The sequence below is a fragment of the Sphingomonas sp. BT-65 genome (assembly GCF_026107375.2).
In the GTDB taxonomy this organism is placed as follows: Bacteria; Pseudomonadota; Alphaproteobacteria; order Sphingomonadales; family Sphingomonadaceae; genus Sphingomonas.
Genome location: NZ_JAPCIA010000001.1, coordinates 72,039 through 96,641, shown reverse-complemented (window position 1 = coordinate 96,641; position 24,603 = coordinate 72,039). Strand labels below are relative to the sequence as shown.

The 24,603-nt window shown below is 67.1% G+C and carries 24 protein-coding genes; 16 read left to right on the top strand and 8 right to left on the bottom strand.

Annotated elements, in window-relative coordinates:
- Positions 1 to 74: 74 nt before the first annotated feature.
- Positions 75 to 650 (bottom strand): DUF1579 domain-containing protein, encoded by a 576-nt coding sequence (locus OK349_RS00505; RefSeq protein ID WP_265115882.1) that lies wholly within the window; start codon positions 648 to 650, stop codon positions 75 to 77.
- 86 nt (positions 651 to 736) lie between these two features.
- Between OK349_RS00505 and OK349_RS00500 the strand changes: the two genes are divergently transcribed.
- A complete protein-coding gene (locus OK349_RS00500) occupies positions 737 to 1,702 on the top strand; it encodes a helix-turn-helix transcriptional regulator (protein WP_265115881.1) in 966 nt (321 codons plus the stop codon).
- Here the strand turns inward: OK349_RS00500 and OK349_RS00495 are convergent.
- Positions 1,699 to 2,259, bottom strand: coding sequence for a YqgE/AlgH family protein (locus tag OK349_RS00495; RefSeq protein ID WP_265115880.1), 561 nt, complete (start codon positions 2,257 to 2,259; stop codon positions 1,699 to 1,701). The two genes, OK349_RS00500 and OK349_RS00495, sit on opposite strands and share 4 nt — an antisense overlap.
- A 104-nt stretch (positions 2,260 to 2,363) precedes the next feature.
- Here OK349_RS00495 and OK349_RS00490 point away from each other — a divergent pair, with 104 nt between their 5' ends.
- The 4 genes from OK349_RS00490 (at position 2,364) to OK349_RS00475 (ending at position 5,346) form a co-directional block, all read left to right on the top strand.
- Positions 2,364 to 2,843, top strand: coding sequence for a peroxiredoxin (locus tag OK349_RS00490; protein ID WP_265115879.1), 480 nt, complete (start codon positions 2,364 to 2,366; stop codon positions 2,841 to 2,843).
- A 93-nt stretch (positions 2,844 to 2,936) separates the two neighbouring features.
- Positions 2,937 to 3,179 carry a hypothetical protein gene (locus tag OK349_RS00485; protein WP_265115878.1) on the top strand — a complete coding sequence of 81 codons (243 nt, stop codon included), beginning with the start codon at positions 2,937 to 2,939 and terminating at the stop codon, positions 3,177 to 3,179.
- A 91-nt stretch (positions 3,180 to 3,270) separates the two neighbouring features.
- On the top strand, positions 3,271 to 4,722 hold the full coding sequence (locus OK349_RS00480) for an AMP nucleosidase (protein WP_265115877.1): 1,452 nt from the start codon (positions 3,271 to 3,273) through the stop codon (positions 4,720 to 4,722).
- Positions 4,723 to 4,794: 72 nt separating this feature from the next.
- Positions 4,795 to 5,346 carry a hypothetical protein gene (locus OK349_RS00475; RefSeq protein ID WP_265115876.1) on the top strand — a complete coding sequence of 184 codons (552 nt, stop codon included), beginning with the start codon at positions 4,795 to 4,797 and terminating at the stop codon, positions 5,344 to 5,346.
- A 167-nt stretch (positions 5,347 to 5,513) separates the two neighbouring features.
- Here the strand turns inward: OK349_RS00475 and OK349_RS00470 are convergent, their stop codons facing one another.
- Both OK349_RS00470 and OK349_RS00465 read right to left on the bottom strand, forming a co-directional pair.
- Positions 5,514 to 7,340 carry a M2 family metallopeptidase gene (locus OK349_RS00470; protein ID WP_265115875.1) on the bottom strand — a complete coding sequence of 609 codons (1,827 nt, stop codon included), beginning with the start codon at positions 7,338 to 7,340 and terminating at the stop codon, positions 5,514 to 5,516.
- Positions 7,341 to 7,401: 61 nt separating this feature from the next.
- Entirely contained in the window at positions 7,402 to 8,154 is a 753-nt protein-coding gene (locus OK349_RS00465) for an alpha/beta fold hydrolase (protein ID WP_265115874.1), read from the bottom strand.
- Between the two features lie 128 nt (positions 8,155 to 8,282).
- On the opposite strand from OK349_RS00465, the gene OK349_RS00460 reads away from it, so the two are divergent.
- The 3 genes from OK349_RS00460 to OK349_RS00450 are packed head-to-tail and all read left to right on the top strand — an operon-like array spanning position 8,283 to position 11,383.
- Positions 8,283 to 8,726: a MarR family winged helix-turn-helix transcriptional regulator gene (locus OK349_RS00460; protein WP_265115873.1), complete on the top strand. Its 444-nt coding sequence runs from the start codon at positions 8,283 to 8,285 to the stop codon at positions 8,724 to 8,726.
- Positions 8,719 to 9,789 carry an HlyD family secretion protein gene (locus OK349_RS00455; protein WP_265115872.1) on the top strand — a complete coding sequence of 357 codons (1,071 nt, stop codon included), beginning with the start codon at positions 8,719 to 8,721 and terminating at the stop codon, positions 9,787 to 9,789. The genes OK349_RS00460 and OK349_RS00455 overlap by 8 nt, the downstream gene beginning before the upstream one ends.
- Before the next feature lie 10 nt (positions 9,790 to 9,799).
- Positions 9,800 to 11,383 carry a DHA2 family efflux MFS transporter permease subunit gene (locus OK349_RS00450; protein WP_265115871.1) on the top strand — a complete coding sequence of 528 codons (1,584 nt, stop codon included), beginning with the start codon at positions 9,800 to 9,802 and terminating at the stop codon, positions 11,381 to 11,383.
- A 21-nt stretch (positions 11,384 to 11,404) separates the two neighbouring features.
- Here the strand turns inward: OK349_RS00450 and OK349_RS00445 are convergent, their stop codons facing one another.
- The gene (locus OK349_RS00445; protein ID WP_265115870.1) at positions 11,405 to 12,430 is read right to left on the bottom strand and encodes an aspartate-semialdehyde dehydrogenase; all 1,026 of its coding nucleotides are present in this window, start codon (positions 12,428 to 12,430) and stop codon (positions 11,405 to 11,407) included.
- 315 nt (positions 12,431 to 12,745) lie between these two features.
- On the opposite strand from OK349_RS00445, the gene OK349_RS00440 reads away from it, so the two are divergent.
- From OK349_RS00440 to OK349_RS00425, 4 genes are all read left to right on the top strand, one after another.
- Positions 12,746 to 13,720, top strand: a complete 975-nt coding sequence (locus tag OK349_RS00440) for an alpha/beta hydrolase (protein WP_265115869.1) — start codon at positions 12,746 to 12,748, stop codon at positions 13,718 to 13,720.
- Positions 13,717 to 14,217, top strand: a complete 501-nt coding sequence (locus OK349_RS00435; RefSeq protein WP_265115868.1) for an RNA pyrophosphohydrolase — start codon at positions 13,717 to 13,719, stop codon at positions 14,215 to 14,217. The genes OK349_RS00440 and OK349_RS00435 overlap by 4 nt, the downstream gene beginning before the upstream one ends.
- Before the next feature lie 191 nt (positions 14,218 to 14,408).
- On the top strand, positions 14,409 to 15,371 hold the full coding sequence (locus OK349_RS00430) for a DUF481 domain-containing protein (RefSeq protein ID WP_265115867.1): 963 nt from the start codon (positions 14,409 to 14,411) through the stop codon (positions 15,369 to 15,371).
- Between the two features lie 101 nt (positions 15,372 to 15,472).
- A complete protein-coding gene (locus tag OK349_RS00425; RefSeq protein WP_265115866.1) occupies positions 15,473 to 17,266 on the top strand; it encodes a pectate lyase family protein in 1,794 nt (597 codons plus the stop codon).
- Between the two features lie 81 nt (positions 17,267 to 17,347).
- Here the strand turns inward: OK349_RS00425 and OK349_RS00420 are convergent, their stop codons facing one another.
- Positions 17,348 to 17,809 (bottom strand): nuclear transport factor 2 family protein, encoded by a 462-nt coding sequence (locus OK349_RS00420; protein WP_265115865.1) that lies wholly within the window; start codon positions 17,807 to 17,809, stop codon positions 17,348 to 17,350.
- Positions 17,810 to 17,866: 57 nt separating this feature from the next.
- On the bottom strand, positions 17,867 to 18,718 hold the full coding sequence (locus OK349_RS00415; RefSeq protein WP_265115864.1) for an AraC family transcriptional regulator: 852 nt from the start codon (positions 18,716 to 18,718) through the stop codon (positions 17,867 to 17,869).
- Positions 18,719 to 18,852: 134 nt separating this feature from the next.
- Between OK349_RS00415 and OK349_RS00410 the strand changes: the two genes are divergently transcribed.
- The 4 genes from OK349_RS00410 (at position 18,853) to OK349_RS00395 (ending at position 22,585) form a co-directional block, all read left to right on the top strand.
- Complete coding sequence (locus tag OK349_RS00410) at positions 18,853 to 20,055, top strand: hydrolase (RefSeq protein ID WP_265115863.1); 1,203 nt, start codon at positions 18,853 to 18,855, stop codon at positions 20,053 to 20,055.
- Positions 20,052 to 21,062, top strand: a complete 1,011-nt coding sequence (locus OK349_RS00405; protein ID WP_265115862.1) for an arginine N-succinyltransferase — start codon at positions 20,052 to 20,054, stop codon at positions 21,060 to 21,062. Before OK349_RS00410 ends, OK349_RS00405 begins: the two co-directional genes overlap by 4 nt.
- Positions 21,049 to 22,305: an N-succinylarginine dihydrolase gene (locus OK349_RS00400; protein WP_265115861.1), complete on the top strand. Its 1,257-nt coding sequence runs from the start codon at positions 21,049 to 21,051 to the stop codon at positions 22,303 to 22,305. The genes OK349_RS00405 and OK349_RS00400 overlap by 14 nt, the downstream gene beginning before the upstream one ends.
- Before the next feature lie 64 nt (positions 22,306 to 22,369).
- Positions 22,370 to 22,585: a hypothetical protein gene (locus OK349_RS00395; RefSeq protein WP_265115860.1), complete on the top strand. Its 216-nt coding sequence runs from the start codon at positions 22,370 to 22,372 to the stop codon at positions 22,583 to 22,585.
- Position 22,586: 1 nt separating this feature from the next.
- On the opposite strand, the gene OK349_RS00390 is transcribed toward OK349_RS00395, so the two are convergent.
- Entirely contained in the window at positions 22,587 to 24,596 is a 2,010-nt protein-coding gene (locus OK349_RS00390) for an acetyl-CoA carboxylase biotin carboxylase subunit (RefSeq protein WP_265115859.1), read from the bottom strand.
- Positions 24,597 to 24,603: the final 7 nt, after the last annotated feature.

Genomic DNA, 24,603 nt, shown 5'->3' with positions numbered 1-24,603 from the left:
CGCCGCGCGAGCGCAAACGAAACATAAAGATATCTTTATATCCCGTCTGCGCCCCGGTTCGGCGCGGCTCTCGCTCATCCCGAAACGCGCGCGAAATCCATGTGCCAATTGCTCTCCCAGCTTTTGCCGCCGTCGATCGAGAAAGCCTGCTCCCAGTGCGCCGAGGTGGCGGTCATCGCTGACCAGCGGAACATCACCGTCACCGGCGTGCCCTCATGCGTGTCCTCGCCCATGAAGGTGCCGACGCCGTTCCTGAACCCGCCCCATACAGGAGGCTCGATCCGGGCGAAGCGCGAGTCGATCCACCAGATGCCCCATTGGCGCTTCTCCAGATGGAAGCAGCGCAGCCCCACGCCGTGATAGTCGCCCGCGGGCAGCCCGATCACATTGTTGTCGACATTCGCGGCGCCGCCCATCAGCGGCCAGTTGACGCAGGTGCCGTCGAATTCCTGCCATTCCTTGCTCCCGGTCAGCCGCGACTTGAGGCGGCGATGGCGTACCTTCCAGCTGCCGGCCAGCCACGCCCAATCCAATGCCGGCCCGGCGGCCGCAGCTTCGGCACGGAAGCCTTGGGCGAGCAGCCCGCCGGTCGCGGCGAGGCCGAGCGCCCGGATGAGCGCGCCGCGGCGCGTGTCGTGTGGGGTGTGCATGCGAGGTCTCCTTCGTTGCGATCGAAGGAAGGGGTAACCCCGTAAAGCTGACACCCTTTGTCAGCTTTTCCTGCTAGGGTAGGAAAATGCGTGCGAGCCGTCTGGTTTCGATCCTTCTTCTTCTGCAGGCGCGCGGGCGGATGACTGCGCGGGCGCTGGCGGACGAGTTCGAGGTGTCGATCCGCACCATCTATCGCGACATCGACGATCTGAGCGCATCGGGCGTGCCGGTCTATGCCGATCGCGGCCGCGACGGCGGGTTCCAGCTGCTCGACGGCTATACCACCCGGCTCACCGGCATGACCCCGGCCGAGGCGGAATCGCTGTTTCTATCGGGTCTCGAAGGGCCAGCCGCGGCGCTCGGCCTCGCCGAGTCCACCGCCGCCGCCCGCCGCAAGCTGCTCGCCGCCCTCCCCTCCGCGCGCCGCGCCGACGCCTCGCGCGTCGCCGCGCGGTTTCACCTCGATCCGGTCGACTGGTACCGTACGGCGAGCGACCTCGCCTTCCTGCCCCAGCTCGCCGCCGCAGTGTGGGGCGCCGAGCGCATCCGCATCCGCTACGAGAGCTGGTCCGGGATCGCCGACCGCACCCTCGCCCCGCTCGGCCTCGTGCTCAAAGCGGGCACCTGGTATCTCGTCGCGATCGGCAGCTCGGTGCCGCGTACCTATCGTGTGGACGCGATCCGCGCGCTCGAGGCGACGGGGGAGCGGTTCGAACGCCCGACGGATTTCGACCTCGCCGTGCACTGGGCCGCCAGCGTCCGCGCATTCGAAGCGAGCCTTTATCACGGGACAGCGCGGATCCGGCTGTCGCCGTTGGGCATGGACCGGCTCTCCGTGCTCGCGGCGGCGGCGATCGCGATGGCACGGGCGACGGCCTCCGCGCCGGATGCCATGGGCTGGGTCGATGCGGAGATCCCGATCGAGTCGACCGACCACGCCGCGCGCGAGCTGCTCAAGCTCGGCACCGAGGTCGAGGTGCTCGAACCCGTCGCGCTGCGCGACGCCATGCGCGGCATCGCCGACGCGCTCGCCGCCCGCTACGGCGGCTAGGCCGTGCCGGTGCTCGCGGCGAGCAGCCGCGGATCGATGCCTTCGCGCTCGAACCCCTGCTCCCAGCGCCGGTGCGCCTCGACGCCGTAGAGCAGGTCGAGATCGCCCGGCACGTTGAACCAACCGTGCCGGGTCATCTCCTCGTCGAGCTGCCCCTCGCCCCAGCCGGCATAGCCGAGCGCGACCAGCCAGCGCGACGGGCCAATGCCCTCGGCGATCGCGCGCAATATGTCGATCGTCCCCGACAGCGCCCAGCGCCCGGCGACCTCGATCGTGTCCTGCCCGCCCCAGTCGGTCGAATGCAGCACGAAGCCGCGGCGCGGCTCGACCGGGCCGCCGAAATGCACCGGGGCATCGGGCGCGCTGCCGGGATCGATCTCGAACTGATCGAGCAGCTCGTGCAGCCCCAGCCCGGCGATCGTCTGCCCGACGCCGATGCCGAGCGCGCCATTGTCGTCATGCGCGCACATCGCGATCACCGCGCGTTCGAACCGTGGATCGCCGATCCCCGGCAGTGCGAGCAGGACCTGTCCGGTGAGATACGCTGAGGACTCCATTTGCGCTCAACATATCGGCAGCCGATCGGCTCCGCCACGCTTGAAAAAGCCGCGCCGTGCGCCAATTGAGGCGCGTCCGCATTCCGCGGCCCGAGGAGACCAGCATGACCATCCAAGTCGGCGATCGCGTGCCCAGCGCCACCTTCGTCAAGCCCACCGAGAATGGCCCCGAGCAGGTCAGCTCGGACGAGTTCTTCGCGGGCCGCAAGGTCGCGCTCTTCTCGGTACCCGGCGCCTTCACTCCGACCTGCTCCGCCCGCCACCTGCCCGGCTATGTCGAGAAGGCGGCCGAGCTCAAGGCCAAGGGCGTCGACGAGATCGCCTGCACCGCGGTCAACGACGCGTTCGTGATGGGCGCGTGGAGCAAGAGCGCCGAGGCCGGCGACGTGACGATGCTCGCCGACGGCAATGGCGAGTTCGCCAAGGCGGTGGGTCTCGAGATGGACGGCAGCAAGTTCGGCCTGGGCACGCGCGGCCAGCGCTACTCGATGATCGTCAACGACGGCGTGGTCGAGCAGCTCAATGTCGAGGCCCCGGGCGAGTTCAAGGTGAGCTCGGCCGAGCACCTGCTCGAGCAGCTCTGACGCCTGACCGTTTCGCAGGCGCGCCGGTTCGCCGCCCGCGGCGGGAACCGGCGCGCCTGCGGGCGGTTCTGTTCGGTGGAAGGGAGACGCCAGATGAAGGACAAGACCGCCCCCGACACCACGGCTGAGGCCGCGGCCGAGGATTCGCTGCTCGACCGCACCAAGGATGCCCTCGCCGACGCGCGCGACGCGGTGAGCGAGGCCGTCACAACCGCGCTCGATGCCGCGAAGAAACATCCCGCGACGACCGCCGCGGTCGCCGCGGGCGCAGCCGCCGCAGTTGCGGGTGCCGCCTATGGCATCAGCAAGCTGCGCGAGAAGGAAAGCGCCGAGTAACTGGCAAGACGCGCGGGCATCCGGCTCGCGCGTCACAGTTCCGGCGCGCGCCGGACTTGCTAATGTCACGTTCGCGCATTAGCCGCGGAAGATGACAACAGCAGAAGACATCGTCGCCGAACTGGATCGGCTCTACACCGCGTCCGTCACGCGCCTTCAGGACGCCCTCGACCTCTATCTCACCAAGGGTATCGCGCCCGATCCTGCGCATCGCAAGGATGGCAGCTTCGCTTATCCCGAGATCCGCCTCGCCTATCGCGACGAGGTCGACCGCCCCACCCCTGCCCGCTCCTTCGGCCGGCTGGTCACCCCGGGCGATTATGCGATCAGCGTCACCAAGCCCGCGATGTTCGCCGACTATCTGATCGAGCAGCTGACCCTGCTGATCGAGGATTATGACGTCGAGGTCACCGCAGTCCCCGGACGGCAGGAAATCCCCTTCCCCTATGTCCTCGATCCCGGTCACGCGCTGCGGCTCGACGAGGTTTCGGCGAGCGAACTGGCGCGGCATTTCCCGGCGACCGAGCTTGCGCATATTGGCGACGAGATCGCCGACGGCACCTGGCTCAGCCTCGACCAGACGCGCCCGCTCGCGCTGTTCGACGGGCTGCGCACCGATTTCAGCCTCGCGCGGCTGCGCCACTATACCGGTACGCCGTCCGAGCACACGCAGCAGTACATCCTGTTCACCAACTATCACCGCTATGTCGACGAGTTCGTACGCTGGTCGTGCGCGCAGCTCGGCCCGGACGAGCAGGGAAATGAGGGGCGCTTCACCGGCGTCTCGGGTCCCGGCGGCATCGTGATCCGCGCGGGCGATGACCCGGAGACGCTGCTCACCGACAGCGCATGGCGGCGGCACCAGATGCCGGCCTGGCACCTGATGGCCGAGAACAGCGATGGCATCACTTTGGTCAATATCGGCGTCGGCCCGTCCAACGCAAAGACGATCACCGATCACCTCGCGGTGCTGCGGCCCGAGGCGTGGATGATGATTGGTCATTGCGGTGGTCTCCGTCCGAGCCAGCGGATCGGCGACTATGTCCTCGCCCACGCCTATCTGCGCGACGATCACGTGCTCGACGACGTGCTCCCGCCCGAAATCCCCGTGCCCGCGATCGCCGAGGTGCAGCAGGCGCTCGCCCGCGCCGCGGAGACCGTTTCGGGCCAGTCGGGCGAGGAACTCAAGCGCCGGCTGCGCACCGGCACGATCGTCACCACCGACGACCGCAACTGGGAGCTGCGCTTCTCGCGCTCGGCGCTGCGCTTCTCGCTCAGCCGCGCGGTCGGCGTCGACATGGAGAGCGCCACGCTCGCTGCTCAGGGCTATCGCTTCCGCGTTCCCTACGGCACGCTACTCTGCGTCTCGGACAAGCCGCTGCACGGCGAGCTCAAGCTCCCCGGCCAGGCCAACCGCTTCTACGAACGCGCAATCGCCGAGCATCTGAAGATCGGGATCGAGGCGTGCGAGCAGCTCCGCCGCGAGGGCGCCAAGCTCCACTCGCGCAAGCTGCGGGCGTTCAACGAGCCCCCCTTCCGCTGATCTTCCTGCATTGACGGCGGAAACCGAATTGCGTCAGGGTGGTTACAGCCACGAAACCACTGGAGTATCGTGATGGCCAAGGCCCCGAGCAAGCCGACCACCGACGCAGCCGGCACCCCGGCCGCCAAGAAACCTGCCGCGAAGAAAGCCCCGGCGAAGAAGCCGGCCGCGAAGAAGCCGGCTGCGAAGCCAGGGGCGGCCAAGCCCGCCGCCGCGCCCAAGGTCGAGACCGCAGCTCCGGCTCCGGCGAAGGCCCCTGCCAAGGCCGCGGCCGACAAGGCGCCCCCGCCGCGCCGTACGGCGGCCGCACGCAAGCCGGCTGCTGCCGCCAAGCCGCGCGCCACGGCCGCCAAACCGGGCACGAGCCGCCCCCGCGCCGCGGCACAGGCAGCCGCGGCCAAGGTCAGCGCCGCCGCGCAATCGGCCGCGCAGACCGTCAAGGAATCCGCACCGGTCCAGTTCGCCGCCGAAAAGCGCGAGCAGATGGGCGACCGCAACTTCTTCGCCACGCTGATCGGCGGCGCCGCCGCGATCGGCGCGACGGTCGCGGGCATCTTCTACGCCGTGAAGAAGGGCGCGGGTGGCCCTCCGGATGCAGCCAAGCCGAAGCCAAAGGGCAAGTAAATTCCTCCCCCATCGGGGGGAGGTGGCAGCGCGCAGCGCTGACGGAGGGGCCGCCCCGCAGAGGGCGGAGAACGGCTCAGCGAAATTCCGCCGTCTGCGACGGCGACCCCTCCACCGCCTCCGGCGGTCCCCCTCCCCTGAGCAAGCTCAGGGGAGGATTTGGAAGATCACCACCCCGTCGGCTTGCCCTTGTTCTGCTCGTCGAGCCACGCCTTCAACGGCGCGAAATACTCGACCATCGCCGCACCTGACATCTCGCGGCTGCCGGTGAACGCCTCGAGCGCATCGGGCCACGGCTTGGACGCACCCATCTTGAGCATCGCGTCGAGCTTGGTGCCGACTTCCTTGTTGCCGTAGAAGGAGCAGCGGTGGAGCGGCCCCTTCCACCCGGCCTGGTCGCACGCCGCCTTGTAGAACTGGAACTGCAGCAGCCGCGCGAGGAAGTAGCGCGTGTACGGCACGTTCGCCGGGATATGATATTTGGCGCCCGGGTCGAACTTGGTCTCGTCGCGTTTCACCGGCGGGGTGATGCCCTGATATTGCAGCCGCAGCGCGTCCCACGACGCCTGGTAGCCGGTCGGCTTGATCCCGCCCGAAAACACGCCCCAGCGCCATTTGTCGATCAGCAGGCCGAACGGCAGGAACGCGACCTTGTCCATCGCCTGGCGCAGCAGCAGCCCGGTGTCCTTGTCCGCGCTCGGCACCTTGCTCTGATCGAGCAGGTCGATCGAGACGAGATAGTCGGGCGTGATCGACAGCGCGACGAAATCGCCGATCGCCTCGTGGAAGCCGTCATTGGCGCCGGTGCGGTAGATCAGCGGCTGCTTGTTGTAGGCGCGCTGATAATAATTATGCCCCAGCTCGTGGTGGATCGTGACGAAGTCGTCCGAATTGACCTTGATGCACATCTTGATGCGCAGATCGTCGACATTGTCGAGGTCCCAGGCCGAGGCGTGGCATTGCACCTCGCGATCGGCGGGCTTCACGAACAGCGAGCGCTTCCAGAAAGTCTCGGGCAGCGGCGCGAAACCGAGCGAGGAGTAGAAGCCCTCGCCCGTCTTGACCATCTTGATCGCGTCATATTGTTTCGCGGTCAGCAGGTCGGTGACGTCAAAGCCCAGGTCGCCCGATCCCGGCGGCGCCACGACGTCATAGATATTGCCCCATTCCTGCGCCCACATGTTGCCGAGCAGGTCGGCGCGGATCGGGCCGGTCTTGGGCTGGACGGCGTCGCCGTACTTCGCGTTGAGCTTCCACCGGACATAGGTGTGCAGCGACTCGTAGAGTGGCTTCACCTCGTTCCAAAGCTTGTCGGTGAGCTTGGCGAACTCCTCGGGCGACATGTCGTAGTTGGAGCGCCACATCGCGCCGACATCCTTGAAGCCGAGCTCGCGCGCGCCCTCGTTGAGCAGGCCGGCCGCACGCTGATAGTCGGTGCGCTGCGGCGCGCCGACATTGTCGTGCCAGCTCGTCCACATCTCCTTGAGCTCGTCGGGGTTGCGATTGGTGCCCATCGCCGCCTCGATGTCGCTGCCGTTGATCGGCTGGCCCTTCAGCGTGCCCTTGCCGGTGCCATAGACCGTCTGCATGTCGGTCTGCAGCTTGGACAGCGTGGCAGCCGCCCCGGCGCGCGTCGGCGCGGGCGAGGTGATGCCGCTGCGCAGGATGTCGAGCTGGCGCTTGGTGTCAGGCGACAGGCCCTGCACCCGATCGTACTTCGCCGCCTCGAGCGCGAAGCCGACCAACATCTCGGTGCCCTTGGCCTGGCTCTTGGCGACCAGGGCGGAGGTGTCGTCGTTGATATAGGTCGCGTAGAGCCACTGAATCCGCGCATCGTCCTGCGAGAATTCGTCAAATTCCTTGGTCGCGCGCTCGAGGAACGCGTCGGCGGCCGCCGGCGTTGCCGCGCCCGGCGCTGCCTTCTTCTCCTGCGCGGCGGCAGGCGCGGCCATCAGCATGGCGAGCGCGATCGTCGAAATTCCGGTGCGGATCATGGGCCCCTCAAGACTCGTGTTTTATGGATGCGGCGGACACTGCTCCCGCCTCCGGACGCGGTCAAGCAGTCAGGAATGATACGATCGCGTCGCCCAGCTCGGCGCGCGTCACCGCGCTCATATGGTTGCCGGGGATCTCGACGAAGCGGCCCTGCGGCAGCATCGCGGCGAGGTCTTCGAACGATCCCACCTCGTCGTCCGCCGCGCCGCCGACCACCAGCACCGGAAGGTCGATCTTCGCGACATCTTCCGCCGGGGTATCGACGAAGGTGTCGAGCACACCCAGCAGCGCCTGCGGATCGCCCTTGGTCGTCTTGAGGAAGGCCTGCGACATGAACTCAGGATCGCCATGCTTGAAGCTGCCGAAATTGGTCAGCACCCGGCGGAAGAAGCCCGCGCGCCGCCCGGTATCCACGACGCCCTCGTCGCCCAGCCCCGACAGCACCACGCGCCGCGGTCTGGGCGCGATGCCGCGCGCCAGCACGCGCACCGTGGTCCGCGCGCCCAGCGAATAGCCGCCCAGGTCGTAGTCGGTGAGTCCGAGATGCGCGATCAGCGCTTCGGCATCCATCGCCAGCGCATCGGGCGGATAGGCGGCGGCATCCTGCGGCCTGTCGCTCTGCCCATGCGCGCGCAGGTCCGGCATGATCATCCGGAACCCCGCCTCCACCAGCTTCGCGGCAGTGCCGTATTTGATCCAGTTGGTGTCGGCGTCGGAGAAATAGCCGTGGATCAGCACCACCGGCCGTCCCTCCCCTATCTCGCGCCACGCCAGCCTTGTGCCGTCGAAGCTTTCGAACGTCTGAGTCTGCATGGCTGCCGAGATGCCGCACTTCGCCGCCGGGTGAAACCCTCAGCTGATTGCACGATACGCAATCGTCGCGTTGCACAATGCAACTAATCACTCTGGAAATTATAAGCATGCTCATTATGTCACGCGACATGACCGACTCACTTGGCTTCCTGATCAGCGATATCTCGCGACTGATGCGCAAGCGCTTCGACGAGCGCGTGCGCGGCCTTGGCACCACACGCGCGCAGTGGCGCACGCTCAAGCTGCTCGAGCGCTATCAGGGCAGCAACCAGGGCGCGCTCGCCGAACTGCTCGAGATCGAGCCGATCACGATGGGCCGCATGATCGACCGGCTGGAAGAGGCCGGCTGGGTCGAGCGCCGTCGCGATCCCAACGATCGCCGCGTGTGGCGCATCCATCTGACCGAGGCGGCGCAACCCGTGCTGCTCCAGCTTCGCGAGATCGCCGACGAGCTGTTCGACGATGTGCTGACCGGCCTCAGCGCCGCCGATCGCACGCGCCTTCACCAGCTCCTCGCCGCCGTTCACGCCAATCTCACCGCCGACGATATCAAAGAGGCCGCCAATGGCTGACGCAGACCCCAAGCTCGACACCACCGAAGCGATCGAGATCGCACCCGAAGCAGCCGCCGAGCCGCGCAAGCGCCGCTGGCTGCGCCCGTTGCTGATGTTCGGCGTGCCGCTGCTGCTGATCGTGGCGGTCGGCACGTGGTGGACGCTGTCGGCCGACACCGTCTCGACCGACAATGCCTATGTCCAGCAGGACAAGGTCTCGGTCGCGAGCGACGTCGCGGGGCGCATTACCGAGGTCGCGGTCAAGGAGAACCAGGTCGTCAAGGCCGGCGACCTCCTCTTCCGCATCGACCCCGAGCCCTATCGCATCGCCCTCGAACAGGCCGACGCCGCGATCGCCAATGCGCAGGTCGAGGTCGGCACGCTCCAGGCGAGCTATGTCGGCACCGGCGCCGACATCCAGGCCGCGCGCGACACCATCGCTTCGGCGCAGGAGGATTATGACCGCCAGAAGGCGCTGATGGACCGCGGCTTCACCACTCGCGCCCGCTACGACCAGTCGCTGCACGCGGTCGAGCAGGCGCGCGCGAGCTACCAGCGCGCCGTCGCCGATGCCGCCGAGGCGCGCTCGAAGCTCGCCGACGGCGCCGCCGTGCCCGGCGTCAACCCGGGCATCGCCTCGGCGCGCGCGCAGCGCGACAAGGCCGCGCTCGATCTCTCGCGCACCGCGCGTTACGCGCCGGTCGACGGCGTGGTCAGCCAGGCCGACCGGCTCCAGATCGGGCAGATGATGATGTCGGGCCTGCCCGCGGTCACCATCGTCCGCTCGGGCGGTTCGTGGATCGAGGCGAACTTCAAGGAGACCGACCTCAACAAGATGCGCGTCGGCCAGCCGGCCGAGGTCAGCTTCGACGCCTATCCCGGACTCAAGCTCAAGGGCCATGTCGCCTCGATCGGCGCGGGCACCGGCAGCGAATTCTCGGTGCTCCCGGCGCAGAATGCCAATGGCAACTGGGTCAAGGTCACGCAGCGCGTGCCGGTGCGCATCGCGATCGACGAGAAGAGCCCGCGCCAGCTGATCGCCGGCCTCTCCGCCGACGTGACGGTCGACGTCGGCAAGTAAGCCTCCGACGATGGCCACCGCAGCCGCCGCCTCCACGCCAGCGCCACCGGCGCCGCCGCCCGTCAGCGGCGCGGCACTGCCGGTGCGCAACAAGGGGCTGCTCACCTTCGGCGTGATGCTGGCGACGATCATCCAGATCCTCGACACCACCATCGCCAATGTCGCGCTGCCGCACATGCAGACCTCGCTCGGCGCGACCGCGGACACGATCACCTGGGTGCTGACCAGCTACATCGTCGCCTCGGCGATCGCGATCCCGATCACCGGTTGGGTCTCCGACCGGATCGGCTCGCGCAACCTGTTCCTGATCTCGATCATCGGCTTCGTCATCTCCTCGGCGCTGTGCGGCATGGCGCAGAATCTCGAGGAGATGGTCGCCTTCCGCATCCTCCAGGGCATCTCGGCGGCGTTCATGAACCCGCTCAGCCAGACGGTGATGCTCGACATCAACGAGCCCAAGGACCAGCAGCGCGCGATGGCGGTGTGGGGCATGGGCATCATGATCGGCCCGATCCTGGGCCCGGTGCTCGGCGGCTACCTCACCGAGAATTTCAACTGGCGCTGGGTGTTCTACGTCAACCTGCCGCTCGGCGCGATCTGTCTCGCGATCCTGTGGTGGCTGCTGCCGAGCCGACCGATCCGCAAGCGCGGCTTCGACTTGTTCGGCTTCTCGCTGCTCGCGATCGGCATCGGCGCGCTGCAGCTGATGCTCGACCGCGGCCAGGGCGAGGACTGGTTCGGCTCGGCGGAGATCTGGATCGAGATGTTGCTCGCCGCGACCGCGCTGTGGATGTTCGCGGTGCACATGGCGACGGGCAGGAACCCGATGTTCGAGCGCAATCTGTGGAAGAACGGCAACCTCGTCACCGCGCTCGCCTTCATGCAGGTGGTCGGCGTGGTGATGATGGCGACGATGGCGCTGCTCCCGCCGATGCTGCAGAACCTGTTCGGCTATCCGGTGATCGACACCGGCCTGCTGCTGATGCCGCGCGGCATCGGCGTGCTGGTGACGATGGCGCTGTCGGCGCGGCTGATCCAGCGCGGGCTCGATCCGCGCATCGCAGTCGCCGCCGGCTTCATCCTCGCCGCCTGGTCGCTCTATGACATGACGCAATGGACGCTGGAGATGGGCAGCACGCCCTTCATCGTCTCGGGCTTCATCCAGGGGCTCGGCATGGGCCTGATCTTCATGCCGCTCAACGGCATGGCCTTCGCCACCCTCTCTCCGCACCAGCGCACCGAGGGGGCGAGCCTGCTCAACCTGTCACGCAACATCGGCGCGTCGATCGGCATCTCGCTGGTCACGACCGTGCTCGCGCGCAGCACCCAGACGAGCCACGCCGATCTCGCCCAGCACATTACGCCGGAGCGGCTCGACACGCTCGACCCGGGCCTGCTCCAGGCGCTGGGCGGCAGCGGCGACGTGCTGATGGCGATGGCCAATGCCGAGGTCACGCGCCAGGCGGCGATGATCGCCTATCTCAACGACTTCAAGGCGATGATGATCGTCACCGCGCTGTCGATCCCGCTCGTGCTGTTCCTGAGGAAGCCAAAGGGGCCGGTCGAGAACGATCCGGCCGCGGCGGGGCACTGATCCCCGCCGCGGCGCGGTGGATCACGCCTTCTTCAAATGCCGGCGGCCGAGCAGTTCGGCGATCTGCACCGCGTTGAGCGCCGCGCCCTTGCGGAGGTTGTCGCTGACGCACCAGAAGGCGAGGCCGTTCTCGACCGTCGAGTCATCACGCACGCGGCTGACGAAGGTCGCATAGTCGCCGACGCACTCGACCGGGGTCACGTATCCGCCGTCCTCGCGCTTGTCGACCAACATGATCCCCGGCGCCTCGCGCAAAATCTTCTGCGCATCCTCCGCCGACAGCTCGCGCTCGAGTTCGACATGGACGGCTTCCGAATGGCCGACGAACACCGGCACGCGCACGCAGGTCGCGATCACCTTGACCTTGGGGTCGAGGATCTTCTTGGTCTCGACCACCATCTTCCACTCTTCCTTGGTCGACCCGTCGTCGAGGAAGCTGTCGATATGCGGGATCACGTTGAACGCGATCTGCTTGGTGAACTTCTTGGCTTCGGCCTGATCGCCGACGAAGATGTTGCGCGACTGCTCGAACAGCTCGTCCATCCCCGCCTTGCCCGCGCCGGACACCGACTGATAGGTCGCGACCACCACGCGCTTGACCGTCGCGGCATCGTGCAGCGGCTTTAGCGCCACCACCATCTGTGCGGTCGAGCAGTTCGGGTTGGCGATAATGTTCTTGGCCTTATAGCCGTCGATCGCCTCGGGATTCACCTCGGGCACGATCAGCGGCACATCCGGGTCCATGCGGTAGAGCGACGAATTGTCGATCACCGTGCAGCCCGCCGCGGCGAAGCGCGGGGCGTGGATCTTGGTCGCCTCGCTGCCGATCGCGAACAGGGCGATGTCCCAGCCGGTGGGATCGAAATGCTCGATATTCTGGATCTTGTACTGCTTCCCGGTCTCGCCGAAGTCGACCATGTCGCCGGTCGAGCGCGACGAGGCGACCACCGCCAGCTCGTCGATCGGGAATTCCCGCTCGGCCAGGATGTTGAGCATCTCGCGACCGACATTGCCGGTGGCGCCTGCGACGACGACACGATAACCCATGTAAGACCCTTTCATGCGGTCAAGCCGCCCGGTGGTTCGGGCAGCGACATAGTCATTTCGGTTTGGAAAGTCAGCGGGCGGATCGCCGGCTGGAGATGTTTCGCGGCAGCCCGAACGCCGCGACCGGCTGGATCAGCGGGTCGCGTTCCGGGCGGTGATAATGGGCCGTTTTCGAAACATGGTGCGCCCCTAGCAGCCGGATTGCGGAGGGAACAGCGAATTTCTTCTTGTCGCCCGGCGAAGTTGCGGTTCACCCGATGGACGCGGGCGCGACCGCTCGCCTAGAACGCTGCCAAGCAAGCAGGAGACGATGCCTTGGCCGAATCCTTCGTCCGCCCCGATGTGCGCGCCTTTCTCGACATGATCGCAGCGATGCCGCAGCCCGAATGGCCGCCCCAGCCGGCCGTCTACCGCGCGCAATATGCCGCGATGAAGGATCTCGTGGACCTGCCCGTCGGCGAGGTCGCCACGGTCCGCGATCTCGAGATCCCAGGCCCCGCGGGCGCCATCCCGGCGCGCCTCTATGATGCGCGTGCCGCGCGCGCGCCGGGACCCGCGGTGGTCTATTTCCATGGCGGCGGCTTCGTGATCGGCGACATCGACACCCACGCCGGAATCGCCGCGGAGATGGCGCGCACGCTCGACCTCCCGGTGGTCTCGGTCGGCTACCGTCTAGCGCCTGAGCATCCCTGGCCCGCCGCATCGGACGATGCCGAGGCCGCGGCGCGCTGGGTCGCCTCGAGCCCGGCCGAGCTCGGCAGCGCGGTCACCGCGATCACGCTCGCCGGTGACAGCGCCGGCGGACAGATGTCGGCGGTCGCCGCGATCGACTTGCGCGACAGGCCCGCCGCGGTGCCAGTGATCGCCCAGCTGCTGATCTATCCCGCCACCGATCTCGGCACCCACCATGCCTCGCTCGACGCCTTTGCCGAGGGCTATCTGCTGACCAAACGCGGCATGGACTGGTTCGCCGAATGCTATGCGGCAGACACCGCGCACCCGCGCTGCTCGCCGATGCGCGGCCCCTCGCTCACCGGCCTCCCGCCTGCGGTGATCGTCACCGCCAGCCTCGATCCGATCCGCGACCAGGGCCGCGCCTATGCCGCCGCACTGATCGGGGCGGGCGTGCCGGTGGTGTTCCGTGAGGCGGCCGGCAACATCCATGGCTTCATCACCCTGCGCAAGGCGATCCCCTCCGCGCAGGGCGACGTCGCCGGCATGCTCGCCGCGTTCAAGGATCTGCTGGTCGAGGCCGAGGCCAACCGCGTGATGCTGCAGGCCGCGGCATGATCGATCGCGAGGCGCTTCCCTACCGCCCCTGCGCCGGGGTGATGCTGGTCAACCGCGACGGCCTGGTGTTCGTCGGCCAGCGCCTCGATTCGACGCTCGAGGCGTGGCAGATGCCGCAGGGCGGGATCGACCCGGGCGAGGACGCGCTCGACGCCGCCTATCGCGAGCTGTGGGAGGAGACCGGCGTCGCCCGCAAGCATGTCGAACTGGTCTCCGCGGCGCAGGAAGAACTTTACTACGACCTCCCCGACGACCTGCTCGGCAAGGTGTGGAAAGGGAAGTGGCGCGGCCAGCGCCAGCGCTGGTTCCTGTTCCGCCTCATCGCCGGCGACGAAGCGATCGACATCGCCACCGCCGAGCCCGAGTTCCGCGCCTGGCGCTGGATCGAGCCCGCCGAGCTTCCGCATGTGATCGTGCCGTTCAAGCGCGAGCTCTACGCCCGGCTGCTCGAAATCTTCGCCAAGCCGCTCGGTCTGCCTGCCGGCCGCACCGCTTAGGATTTCTATCCTCCCCCGCCAGGGGGAGGTGGCGCCGAAGGCATCGGAGGGGGCGGATGCCAGAACGAGTGTTGGTGAGTCCTCCCCCTCCGTCAGGCTGCGCCTGCCACCTCCCCCTGGCGGGGGAGGATTGAGTATCAAACGGTGATCCGATCTCGATTTTGCCGCATTGCGGAATTAGTGAGACGAATATGCGCCGGCCGATCCTCCCCCTGCTCGCCCCGCTGATCCTCGCCTCGATGCTGCCCGGGACCGCCCTGGCGGCGCAGGATGCAGCGTCTTCCGAAAAGAAGGAGCCCGAAGAGGAGCCCGCGCCGCCCGAGATGCACCCCGCGATCAAGGCCATGCTCGACGCCGCGATGCGCGCGGGCGACGAGGCCGCGGTCAACGCGATCGCCAAATACGCCAAGGCCGGCGACCGGCCGAGCGCCGAACTGGTCCAGCGCGCTGCCGGCGACTGGAGGGACGAGCGGCGCGAGGCTGCGATGCGCCGCCTGCGCGAGGCGCGCTTCCTCGATCTGGTGAAGGGCCGCGCCGAGCTCGGCGGCTACATCAACACCGGCAACTCGGAGACGGTCGGCCTCACCGGCGTGCTCGATTTGAAGCGCGACGGCTTCCTGTGGCGCCAGAAGCTGCGGCTCCAGGCCGACTATCAGGAAAGCCTCGGGCGCGTCGCGCAGGAGCGCTACATCGCCGCCTACGACCTCAACTACAAGGTCGAGGACCGCGCCTATATCTATGGCGCGGCGATGTTCGAGAGCGACCGTTTCGCCGGCTTCTACCAGCGCTATTCGGTGTCGGCGGGCGCCGGCTACACCGCGATCGACGATGGCGCGATGCGGCTCGACGTCGAGCTCGGCCCGGCCTTCCGCCACACCGTGCTCACCGACGACACGATCGAGAGCCAGCTCGCCGCGCGCGGCAAGCTCGACTTCGACTGGAAGCTGTCGCGCGGCATCACCTTCAGCCAGGACGCTGCGGCCTATGTGCAGCAGACCAACAGCACGATCACCGGCAAGACCGCGCTGCGCGCCAAGCTGTTCGGCCCCCTCTCCGCGCAGATGTCCTACGCGGTGAACTACGAAAGCACGCCGCCGCTGGGGCGCAAGACGACGGACACGACGAGCCGCGCGTCGCTGCTGGTCGATTTCTGAAGTCAGCCGCAAACTTCGGCGCCGCCTCTCCAATGCGCGGCGACGGGATAAACTGAATTTCTCCAAGTAACGGAACCAAGCAAAGCAAAGGACACTAGACCATGCCGGGAACAGTGTACGATGATGATCCAATTTTTGCCTCACTGTCGGACGCTGATGCGTACGCGGTGACGGTTGATGCCGAGCTGGTTATCCGAAAAGACCACACGTTGACGGAGAATGTCGTCCTGGGCGCCAAAGCGGTACGCATGGAAGGTGGAAAATTTGTCTGCGGTGTTTACAATATCACGTTCTTGAACGATTTCGAATGCGGGGGTTATCAGTGCTTTGTTTTGAGCGGCAGCGGTGATCGTTCGACTGGTGGCTACCAATTGAATGGAAAGCTCGTATTCCGAAAAGGAGGCCTCGTTGTTGATGCGAGATGGTTTGGTGCTGTTGCGGATGGCAACCCAAACACTGACAATGCGCTCGCGATCACACAGGCTTGCCATGTTGCCGCTGGGGAAGTTTCGGAGCCGATGACGAGCGCGATTTCCAGCGCGATCTTTCTTCCGGCGGGGACATACTACATCAATTCGACGATTCAGCTTTGCCGCTTCGCGGCAGATGACGAACCTTCTGCTGGTCCTGCTCAGTTCTTCGGTGAGGGCTATGGATCGATCATCAAGGCCAAGAGCGGAATGTCAGGCCTGATGATTTTTGCCAAGAATATGGCAGGGGTTACGCTTCGCGATTTTCGCGTGGACGGCAGCAATAACGCTGGCCTGATCTGGCTTGATACAAGCTGGTGGGAGGTAGGGCCCCATCAGTTGAATAACTACAACGATATCGTATTTGAAAATCTCAATCTAAGTACATCCGCCAATGGCGGAAACCCCGGCATAGGCCATGAGGCGAGCAACAACAATCAGACTGTATTCCGCAATGTCACGTATCGAACTAACGGTGATGGCACCGGCGTGCCTCTCAATATAGAGAGTAGCGGAGGATCACTCTATTTGTACGATTTGACCGTTGATACCGGGGTCGTGCGCCTGACCTGCCAGAACGCGGGAATATTCGGCGGCGTTTACAATGGATTTGAATTCTGCGTCGAGCAAACGGGCAACAATGCGGTCACCCTTGAAGGCGCGCAGAGCTATTCGAACGTTCGGACAGGCGCCGTGTTCAGCAGCGGCAGCCCAGGTGAAGCCGGACATACCGTGAGCTCAATCACCATCATTGGCTGCCAATTCCCGGTTAAACCCGATCACTGTTTGTTCGACGTTGTTCTTGTCACGCAAATCAACTGGATTGGTTCGGTTTGTGCGTCGGGTAGCGATTCTCCGCCGGTACCAGCTGATATCAACATGTTCGGTTCAAGCATGTCGGGTCCTACCGACCCTACCGGCGCGAATTGGAACGCGAAGGTCCTCTTCAAGGGGGGAAGGGCTGAGCATCCCGCTCGTCTGGTTACCAACCGCAGTCCTGCCAATATCTCCGTCGGCAAGGAGGACTTCCAGAACTATGGCGCTCGCGAGCATCAAGGTGCCGCCGATATCACTAGAGTTGTGGCGGGACCGTTTGCGTCGGGCGTTACGAAATCCGTCCTCGCTGCGGGCGTGCTTACCGCAGGCACCTATGTCGCCCGGATCAGCTATGATCACGAGGGAGACGGCAACCCCTGGGCGCTGGAAGCGATCGTGCACTTTCCGGTCGTCCTCATGTCCAGCACGCTGGGCGTCGATAAGGATTTCGATGGCGCGTTCGTCGAACATGCCGGCACTGGCTCAAAACTGTCATTGCGGGTCGTCAAGCCAGCCAGTGACGGGCTCCCTGGAATCGACATCGTGCCCAGTTTCACGAACGCAGGCACCGCGCAAAGGGCCACGGTGGAGATTTCCAGAGTGCTCTAGGGGGTTGATAGCGCCTTTTGCACATCCACCCGACGTTGCCAGTGTCGCTGCTGGTCGATTTCCGAAAGCCCGGACCGCTGCCTATCCAGCCGGACGGTGCGCGTAGCTCAGCACGCGCGCCATCGCCCATCCGGTGTCCGACTTGCGCCACACCACCGCGAACCGCGCGTCGCCGTCCAGCCGTTCCGCGGCATCGCCCTGCTTCGCGTAGAAGCGATGCACCCCGCTCACGATCGCGCCAAGGCCGGGCACCGGATCGACCGCCACGCTGCCCGCAACCTCCTCGCGCCGCACGTGCAGCCCGGGCGTACCGCACGGCCCCTTCACCAGCGACTCCACCACCTTGTCCCGCCCCGCGGTCAATCCGGTCTTGTCGTGGTAGAATTCGATGTCGGCGGCGAGCAACCGGCCCATCGCCGCCGCGTCGCACTGGTTGAACGCGCGCCAGAACGCGGCGTCCGCGGCCAGCACGGCATCGTTCGGCGATGGGGTGCGGGCAGCAGGCGCTGCCAGGACGAGCGACAGGATCGTGAGCATCTCCATATGAACCGTATTACATGAGCAATACAGCTCGGCAATCCCCGCGCCGCCCTCACGACCCTATTTCAGCGGCAGGAACAGCTCCACGGTCACCTCATGCACCTCCGCGCCGGGGAAGAAGCCGAGCCGGCGCCGGCAATAGAGCGGGAAATCCCGCGCTTCCTCGCCGCTCGCCGGAAGCCAGTCGCGATAGAGATACAGCGCAGCGGGCTCGAGATTGTGGGTGTCGTGCACGACACGCAGCACCGCGCAGCGCCCGCCCGGGATCACCCCAGGCTTCATGTCCGCATCGTCCGGGTCGATCGGCCGGTCGGTGCCGACGCACAGGTCCATGCTGTAGTCGGCCGGGTTCGCAGGCGTCCGCTCGGAGCGGAAGATGTTGAAGGTCGCGCTGTTCTCCGGCGACAGCCCCATGGACTTGCGCCAGGCGATGAACCGCTCGATCGTGGCGCCGAGCGTCGCGCGGTCGCCGCGATGCTCCAGGATCGCCACCGGCGTCGGCGGCATCTCCTGAATCGTCACATCGTCAGGGGTATAGGTAATCTGCATGAGCTTGCTCCTCGCATTGTCGAGAGGCCCGAAGGCCGCAAGCCACGGCGCCCAGTCGGGCGACTTCCTGAACGATGACGGGGATTGCCCGAACCGTTGCCGAAAGGCGCGGGCAAAGGCATCGGGCGCATCATAGCCGGCATCCATCGCGATGTCCGTGACGCTCCTTGCGTCCCTGGTCGCCAGCTGGTGCGACGCGCGCTTCAACCGGGCAAGCTGGACATAGCGATGAAGCGACAACCCGAAGGTCGCCGTGAACTGCCGGTGGAAATGGAATTTCGAGAAGGCGGCGACCCGGCTCACCGTGTCCAGGTCCAGATCGCCGTCGAGATGCCGGTCGATATGGTCCAGCACCCGCTGCATCCGTGCCTCGCGCACGCGTGGCAGTGTGACCTTTGGGACGTTTCACCGCGGCCCGCCCCTCACTTCGTATCGCTCGATACTTTTCATCCGTCGGGGGTTCACCCGCCACGAATGTCCCGATACACCTCCCGCGCATGGGCCTCTCCGCAATCGAAATCGCCGCGATCGAGCATGCCCGCGCGGCGCCGATGCTGGCCCAGGTCGAACGCTGGGTCGCGGTCAACAGCGGCACGCGCAACCTGCCCGGCCTCGCCACCATGGCCGAGATGCTCGCCAGCGCCTTCGCCGCCCTCCCCGGTGAGCTGACGCTGGTCGAGCCCGCGCCGGTCGAGACGGTCGATGGCAAGGGTGACGTCCTCCCGCTCGCCCATGGCCGCCATTTGCATCTGCGCGTGCGGCCCGAGGCGCCGGTGCAGATGCTGTTCACCGGGCATATGGACACCGTCTTCCCCGCCGATCACCCGTTCCAGACCGCGACCTGGCTCCCCGACGGCCGCCTCAACGCCCCGGGCGCGGCGGACATGAAGGCCGGCCTTTCGCTGATGCTCGCCGCCCTGCGCGCCGTCGAAGCGACCCCCGCCGAACGCTTCGGCTATGAGGTGGTGATCAACTCCGACGAGGAGACCGGTTCCTTCGCCTCCGCCGCGCTGATCGCGCAGGCCGCGAAGGGCAAGGTCGCCGCCCTCACCTACGAACCCGCCTTGCCCGACGGCACGCTCGCCGGCGCCCGCGGCGGCACCGGGAATTTCTCGATCGTGGTGCGTGGCCGCAGCGCGCATGCCGGGCGCAATCCCGAGGAAGGCCGCAACGCGATCGTCGCCGCCGCCGACCTTGCGCTCCGCCTCGCCGCGGCCAGGGGCGACGGCCTCGCGGTCAACCCGGCGCGGATCGAAGGCGGCGGCCCCAACAATGTCGTGCCCGATCTGGCGATCCTGCGCGTCAACTTCCGCCCCGCCTCGGCCGAAGCCATCGCCCGCGCCGCCGCACTCGTCGAGACCGCCGCCGCCGAAGTCGCCGCAGCGCACGACGTCTCGGTCCATGTCCATGGCGGCTTCAACCGCCCGCCCAAGCCGCTCGACCCCGCCGCCGAACGCCTGTTTGGCCTGGTCAAGCAGGCCGGCGCCGATCTCGACATCCCCGTCGCCTGGAAGGCCACCGGCGGGGTGTGCGACGGCAACAACATCGCCGCTTGCGGCGTGCCCGTGGTCGATACCATGGGCGCGAGGGGTGGCGCGATCCATAGCGCGGAGGAATTTCTGATCCCCGAAAGCCTGCCCGAGCGCGCTGCGCTCTCCGCCCTCACCATCCTGCGCATCATCGAGCGGGGCCGCGTATGAGCTTCCTGATCCGCCCGGCGCGCGAGGACGACCTGCAGCCGCTCTACGAGATGGCCAAGCTCACCGGCGGCGGCTTCACCAACCTGCCGCCCGAGAAGCCGGCTTTGCTCGCCAAGCTCGCCCGCAGCGCCGCCGCCTTCGCGCGCAACGACGATGCGCTCAAGGACGAGCTGTTCGTGCTGGTGCTCGAGAATACCGAAACCGGCGAGGTGCGCGGCACCTGCCAGATCTTCACCCAGGTCGGGCAGCGCTGGCCCTTCTACAGCTATCGCCTCGGCACCGAGACCAAGCATAGCGAAGCGCTCGCCCGCACCTTCCGCGCCGAAATCCTGAGCCTGGTCAACGACCTCGAAGGCTGCAGCGAGGTCGGCGGCCTGTTCCTTCACCCGGGCGAGCGCGCCGGCGGCCTCGGCATGCTGCTCGCCCGCAGCCGTTACCTGTTCATCGCGATGCACCGCGCCCGCTTCGCCGAGCGCATCCTCGCCGAGCTGCGCGGGGTGATCGACGAGGCCGGCGGCTCGCCCTTCTGGGACGGCGTCGCCGGGCGCTTCTTCGGCATGAATTTCCAGCAGGCCGACGAGTTCAACGCGATCCATGGCAACCAGTTCATCGCCGACCTGATGCCCAAGCATCCGATCTACACCGCGATGCTCACCGAGCATGCCCGCAGCGTCATTGGCCTGCCCCACCCCTCGGGCCGCGCCGCGATGCGGATGCTGGAGACCGAGGGCTTCGCGTTCGAGAACTACATCGACATCTTCGACGGCGGCCCGACCATGACCGCGCGCATCGACCAGGTCGCAACGGTCCGCGATTCCCGCACCGACACCGTCGCCGCGCTTGCCGACGGAGGCACCGCCAGCATCGTCGCCCGCGGCACGCTCGGCGCCTTCCGCGCCTGCCACGGCCGCGTCGGGCTGACCGACGGCGGCGTGACGCTCGACTCCGCGTCGGCTGCGATCCTCGGCGTCGAGCCGGGGCAAGAGGTCCGCCATGCCCCGCGTTGAGATCAATTTCGACGGCATCATCGGCCCCAGCCACAATTATGCCGGCCTCAGCCCCGGCAACCTCGCCGCGACCCGCAACAGCGGCGCGGTCTCGCAGCCCCGCGCCGCGGCGCTGCAGGGCATCGCCAAGATGCGCGCCAACATCGCGCTCGGGCTGCACCAGGGCATTTTCCTGCCCCATGCCCGTCCCGACCATCGCTGGCTGGAAACGCTGGCGACCGACTACGCCGATGCCGCGCCGCACCTCCAGGCGCAGGCGCTGTCGGCCTCGGCGATGTGGGCCGCCAACGCTGCCACCGTCTCTCCGGCGCCGGACACCGAGGACGGCCGCTGCCACGTCTCAGTCGCCAATCTCGTGACGATGCCCCACCGCAGCCACGAATGGGCCGAGACGCTAGCCCAGCTCCGCCTCGCCTTCGCCAACGATGCCTTCCGCGTCCACGGGCCCGTCCCGGCACCCTTCGGCGACGAAGGCGCCGCAAACCACATGCGCCTCTGCCCGGAGCACGACGCGCCCGGCATCGAAGTGTTCGTCTATGGCATCTCCGGCGGCCCCTTCCCCGCGCGCCAGCATCGCGAGGCGAGCGAAGCCGTCGCCCGCCGCCACGGCCTCGACCCGGCGCGGACGCTATTCGTCCAGCAGTCCGAGCAAGCCATCGCCGCCGGCGCCTTCCACAACGACGTCGTCGCGGTGGGCAATGGCCGCGTGCTGTTCGCCCACGAGCAGGCGTTCGCGGACAAGGACAGCTTCTACGCCGACCTGCGCCGCCTGATGCCGGAGGTCGAGATCGTCGAGGTCCCGGCATCCGCCGTCAGCCTCGCCGACGCCATCTCCTCCTACCTCTTCAACGCCCAGCTCGTGACGCTACCCTCGGGCGAGACCGCGCTGATCCTCCCGACCGAGGCGCGCGAGACGCCGAGCGTGTGGGACTGGCTGCAGGCGCATGTCGCCGGAAACGGCCCGATCCGGCATCTCGAGGTGGTCGATGTCCGCCAGTCGATGGCCAATGGCGGCGGCCCCGCCTGCCTGCGCCTGCGCGTCGTCGCCGATCCCGCGACGGTCGACCCGCGCTTCCTGGTCGACGACGCCAAACTCGATCGCATCGCCGCGCTGATCGAGACGCACTGGCCCGAGTCGATCGCGCAGGACGAGATCGGCGATCCCGCGCTGATCGCCCGCATCGAAGCGGCGCGCACCACGCTGCTCGACCTGCTCGGAACTGTCGAATTAATTGACAGGTAACCATATTCGTTAACGCGGAACCGGCCTTTTCCGCCGCTGGTCCGGTTCTTGCGTTAACCTGGGCATGTGGTCCCGCGTCAAACGCTTGTTCACGATCAAGACCCGCTTCGAGGCGTTCATGGTGATCTACGCGCTCGGCGTCGGCGCGGTGGACCGGGGCATCCACTATCTCGAGCAATATCCCGGCGCGGGCGGCTGGCTGCTGTTCGCCGCCTGCCCGATCGCGGTGTTCATGGCCGGCGCGCGCATCCTCGACTCGCTCGACGCCGGGCTCGACTGAGCTATTCGAACTCGAGGATCGCGGCGTCCACCGCCAGGCTCTCGCCCGCGCCGAAATTGACCGCCTTGACCGTCCCCGACTTTTCGGCGCGCAGGATGTTCTCCATCTTCATCGCCTCGACCACCGCGAGCGGCTGGCCGGCTTCGACCTGGTCGCCCGCCGCCACCTCGACCCGCGTGAGCAGTCCCGGCATCGGCGCAAGCAGGAAGCGGCTCATGTCGGGCGGGATCTTCTCGATCATGTGCTTCGCCAGCTCGGCGACGCGCGGGCGATAGACCTCGACGCGATGCGCCGCGCCGCGCGTGGTCAGCACCCAGCCCGTGCGCGTCCTCGTCACGCGCACCGCCAGCTCGCCCTCGTCCGAGCGCGCCACCGCGATCCGGTCACCCGGGTTCCACTCCACGCTGCCCTCGATCAGCTCGCCATCGACGACCGCGCCGTCGCCCAGCGTCACCTCATGCGCGATCGCGCCCATGTGCACGACCCAGTCGCACGGCGTCAGCGGCATCGCGCCCAGCTGGCCCGAGATCAGCGACGCGCGCTCGGCCTGACGCCAGCTCAGCGCCGCCGCTACCGCCGCCAGCCGCCGGGTGAGCGCCGCATCGGCCGGCGCACCCGCGAAGCCCTCGGGATATTCCTCCGCGATGAAGCCGGTGGTCAGCGCCCCCGCACGGAAGCGCGGATGCTGCATCAGCGCCGAGAGGAAATCGATGTTGTTGCCGAGCCCCTCCAGCTCGAACCGGTCGAGCGCCGCGACCTGCAGGTCGGCCGCCGCATCGCGCGTCTCGCCCCAGGTGACCAGCTTGGCGATCATCGGGTCATAGAACATGCTGACCTCGCCGCCCTCCGCGACACCATCGTCGACGCGGACATAGCCATATCCGCCAACTTCTCCGTACGGCGTGTCCTGCGCCGCGGGTGGGCGATAGCGGACCAGCCGCCCGGTCGAGGGGAGGAAGCTACGGTACGGATCCTCGGCATAGATGCGGTTCTCGATCGCCCAGCCGGTGAGCTTCACATCGTCCTGTCCGAACGCCAGCTTCTCGCCCGCCGCAACGCGGATCATCTGCTCGACCAGATCGAGTCCCGTGATCGCCTCGGTCACCGGATGCTCGACTTGGAGCCTTGTGTTCATCTCGAGGAAGTAGAAGCCGTCGCCGGTCTTGTCGGCGCCGCTGACGATCAGCTCGACCGTGCCCGCGCTGTAATAGCCGACCGCCTGCGCCAGCGCGACCGCCTGCTCGCCCATCTTGCGCCGCATCGCGGGCGTGACGAAGGGCGACGGCGCCTCCTCGACCACCTTCTGGTGGCGCCGCTGGATCGAGCATTCGCGCTCACCGAGATAGACGATGTTGCCATGCTGGTCGCCCAGCACCTGGATCTCGATATGACGCGGCTGCTCGATGAATTTCTCGATGAACACACGGTCGTCGCCGAAGCTCGCCAGCCCCTCGCGCTTGGTCGCCTCGAAGCCGTCGCGCACGTCCTGCTCGCTGTACGCCAGCCGCATGCCCTTGCCGCCGCCGCCGGCCGAGGCCTTCATCATCACCGGATAGCCGATCTCCGACGCGATCCTCACCGCCTCGTCGGTATCGGCGATCTCGCCCAGATAGCCGGGCACGACGTTGACGCCCGCTTCCTTGGCGAGCTTCTTGGATTCGATCTTGTCGCCCATCGCGGCGATGGCATTGGGCGGCGGCCCGATGAACGCGATCCCCGCCTCGGCGCAAGCCTTGGCGAAGCTCTCGCGCTCCGAGAGAAAGCCATAGCCCGGATGGATCGCATCCGCCCCGGTCGCCTTGGCCGCGGCGAGAATCAGCTCGGCCTTGAGATAGCTCTCGCTCGCCGCCGCCGGCCCCAGCCGCACGGACTCGTCGGCCATCAGCACATGCGGCGCACGCGCATCGGCATCCGAATAGACCGCGACCGTCGCGATCCCCATCCGCCTGGCGGTGCGGAACACCCGGCAGGCGATCTCACCGCGATTGGCGACCAGGATCTTCTTGAACATTGCGACC

Excerpts from the sequence above, each read along its gene's own strand:
- OK349_RS00505 (WP_265115882.1), bottom strand. The coding sequence starts at position 650 with ATGCACACCCCACACGACACGCGCCGCGGCGCGCTCATCCGGGCGCTC.
- OK349_RS00500 (WP_265115881.1), top strand. The coding sequence starts at position 737 with ATGCGTGCGAGCCGTCTGGTTTCGATCCTTCTTCTTCTGCAGGCGCGC.
- OK349_RS00495 (WP_265115880.1), bottom strand. The coding sequence starts at position 2,259 with ATGGAGTCCTCAGCGTATCTCACCGGACAGGTCCTGCTCGCACTGCCG.
- OK349_RS00490 (WP_265115879.1), top strand. The coding sequence starts at position 2,364 with ATGACCATCCAAGTCGGCGATCGCGTGCCCAGCGCCACCTTCGTCAAG.
- OK349_RS00485 (WP_265115878.1), top strand. The coding sequence starts at position 2,937 with ATGAAGGACAAGACCGCCCCCGACACCACGGCTGAGGCCGCGGCCGAG.
- OK349_RS00480 (WP_265115877.1), top strand. The coding sequence starts at position 3,271 with ATGACAACAGCAGAAGACATCGTCGCCGAACTGGATCGGCTCTACACC.
- OK349_RS00475 (WP_265115876.1), top strand. The coding sequence starts at position 4,795 with ATGGCCAAGGCCCCGAGCAAGCCGACCACCGACGCAGCCGGCACCCCG.
- OK349_RS00470 (WP_265115875.1), bottom strand. The coding sequence starts at position 7,340 with ATGATCCGCACCGGAATTTCGACGATCGCGCTCGCCATGCTGATGGCC.
- OK349_RS00465 (WP_265115874.1), bottom strand. The coding sequence starts at position 8,154 with ATGCAGACTCAGACGTTCGAAAGCTTCGACGGCACAAGGCTGGCGTGG.
- OK349_RS00460 (WP_265115873.1), top strand. The coding sequence starts at position 8,283 with ATGACCGACTCACTTGGCTTCCTGATCAGCGATATCTCGCGACTGATG.
- OK349_RS00455 (WP_265115872.1), top strand. The coding sequence starts at position 8,719 with ATGGCTGACGCAGACCCCAAGCTCGACACCACCGAAGCGATCGAGATC.
- OK349_RS00450 (WP_265115871.1), top strand. The coding sequence starts at position 9,800 with ATGGCCACCGCAGCCGCCGCCTCCACGCCAGCGCCACCGGCGCCGCCG.
- OK349_RS00445 (WP_265115870.1), bottom strand. The coding sequence starts at position 12,430 with ATGGGTTATCGTGTCGTCGTCGCAGGCGCCACCGGCAATGTCGGTCGC.
- OK349_RS00435 (WP_265115868.1), top strand. The coding sequence starts at position 13,717 with ATGATCGATCGCGAGGCGCTTCCCTACCGCCCCTGCGCCGGGGTGATG.
- OK349_RS00430 (WP_265115867.1), top strand. The coding sequence starts at position 14,409 with ATGCGCCGGCCGATCCTCCCCCTGCTCGCCCCGCTGATCCTCGCCTCG.
- OK349_RS00425 (WP_265115866.1), top strand. The coding sequence starts at position 15,473 with ATGCCGGGAACAGTGTACGATGATGATCCAATTTTTGCCTCACTGTCG.
- OK349_RS00420 (WP_265115865.1), bottom strand. The coding sequence starts at position 17,809 with ATGGAGATGCTCACGATCCTGTCGCTCGTCCTGGCAGCGCCTGCTGCC.
- OK349_RS00415 (WP_265115864.1), bottom strand. The coding sequence starts at position 18,718 with ATGCAGCGGGTGCTGGACCATATCGACCGGCATCTCGACGGCGATCTG.
- OK349_RS00410 (WP_265115863.1), top strand. The coding sequence starts at position 18,853 with ATGGGCCTCTCCGCAATCGAAATCGCCGCGATCGAGCATGCCCGCGCG.
- OK349_RS00405 (WP_265115862.1), top strand. The coding sequence starts at position 20,052 with ATGAGCTTCCTGATCCGCCCGGCGCGCGAGGACGACCTGCAGCCGCTC.
- OK349_RS00400 (WP_265115861.1), top strand. The coding sequence starts at position 21,049 with ATGCCCCGCGTTGAGATCAATTTCGACGGCATCATCGGCCCCAGCCAC.
- OK349_RS00395 (WP_265115860.1), top strand. The coding sequence starts at position 22,370 with ATGTGGTCCCGCGTCAAACGCTTGTTCACGATCAAGACCCGCTTCGAG.
- OK349_RS00390 (WP_265115859.1), bottom strand. The coding sequence starts at position 24,596 with ATGTTCAAGAAGATCCTGGTCGCCAATCGCGGTGAGATCGCCTGCCGG.